This is a genomic window from Caproicibacter sp., assembly GCF_046707225.1.
Lineage (GTDB): Bacteria > Bacillota > Clostridia > Oscillospirales > Acutalibacteraceae > Caproicibacter.
Window position 1 is genome coordinate 1 of sequence record NZ_JBJKOP010000053.1, and the last position, 1,515, is coordinate 1,515.

Consider the following 1,515-nt stretch of genomic DNA (forward strand, 5'->3'; position numbering starts at 1 on the left):
AGCCCCTGTAACGGAACGGATTTGCTTGGGCAACTTCTTCATAGCCGTTCTCATAGGTGGTGCTGAGCGGCTTGCCCCAGGCGTCATAGGTGTATTCGGCTACCAGGTTGACATTGCTGTCAACGATATGGCATTAAATCAGTCACCTGAAACAACTTCATCCTATTTTTTTAGCAATACATCCAATCTTCATATGAGGCAAGTAATGAACAATGAAATTTTTGTCCTTTTGATATTTTTTAGGAAACATTGATAAATTCAACTTATTTCCGTTTGCAGTGATGAAACCAGCTTCTTGTGTCATATTGAGGATCCCATTTCTGCTGGGATCCTCATCCGTTGCCTTACAATAAACTGACACGTATTCACCTTTTAGAGCCATAGGTAAGTCTAATGTACCGGGGATAACAATTGACCAAATTATAACTATACATAAAAAGGTACCAACTAACCTTGCAAATAAATTTAATCTTTTCACATTTCGAGTCATAAATTCTCGTTTGGATGGAAAGGCCTTTTCAGGTTTTAAAACCACCTTCGAAATCATTGCCCTTACAATCCAATAAATAACGATTAGACCTATTGCCCAAACAACATAAGAATATATCAAAATATCTAAATCCACTTTATCTTACCGCCCTACCCATGAGTCCAGTACATTGGTCCAGATGGTACATTGCTTTGCGCCTTATGATCATAGCTTTCATATGCATCCTTCAGATAATTTATTAAAGCAGAGAAAGCAGTTGCACCAGAATCTGAAATAACACTTGCAGTAATACCTTTTCCAACAACTTTAGCAGACATCCTGCTTGCAACGCCATTCCTTATCTTCGTTATGCCAGAGGAAAAAACTGCCTCCATACTATTCCTGCCCGTAGTTATACCCGGCACTTTGACAGGCAAAAATTTTCCTGCGGCTGCTCCGATCACCGTATCGGTTCCACTATTGAGTAGTATTGTCCTGGCTGAGCGTTTTGTTCCGCCTGATGTAACATTCTCTAATGTTTGGCCAATTAGAGTTGATGCACCAGCGGCAGTTGCCGCTCCCACTATAGGTCCAGCATATAATGTAACTACTCCTCCAATTGCACCACCAACTGCAGCCCCTGCATATGTCTGCCAATTGGAAAATTCCCACTCACCACTAGCAACGCTTACTAATGCATCACTGACAAATTGGGCAGCCACTCCTGCCACTGCACCCACCGCGCCCGCTATTAGATCATCTAAGCCAAACCACTGACCAGAGGAATCCGACCTGCTAATTGGATTGTTATCACAATAGGCAAACATATTATATGAACTTACTCGAGTTCCCACTCCAACCATACTATTTGCGTTTAACATTCGGCATGTCACTGGATCGTAATATCTATCATTAAGATAATACAGCCCGGTTTCGGAATCGTAGTAGTAGCCCCTGTAACGGAACGGATTTGCTTGGGCAACTTCTTCATAGCCGTTCTCATAGGTGGTGCTGAGCGGCTTGCCCCAGGCGTCATAGGTGTATTC

General features: G+C 42.4%; 2 protein-coding genes. Both read right to left on the minus strand.

Going from position 1 to position 1,515, the window contains the following annotated elements; genetic code table 11:
* Positions 1-157: 157 nt before the first annotated feature.
* On the minus strand, positions 158-625 hold the full coding sequence (locus ACLQ3M_RS14785; RefSeq protein WP_411678461.1) for a hypothetical protein: 468 nt from the start codon (positions 623-625) through the stop codon (positions 158-160).
* A 14-nt stretch (positions 626-639) separates the two neighbouring features.
* On the minus strand, positions 640-1,515 hold an 876-nt coding region (locus ACLQ3M_RS14790), incomplete at its 5' end, for an RHS repeat-associated core domain-containing protein (protein WP_411678462.1).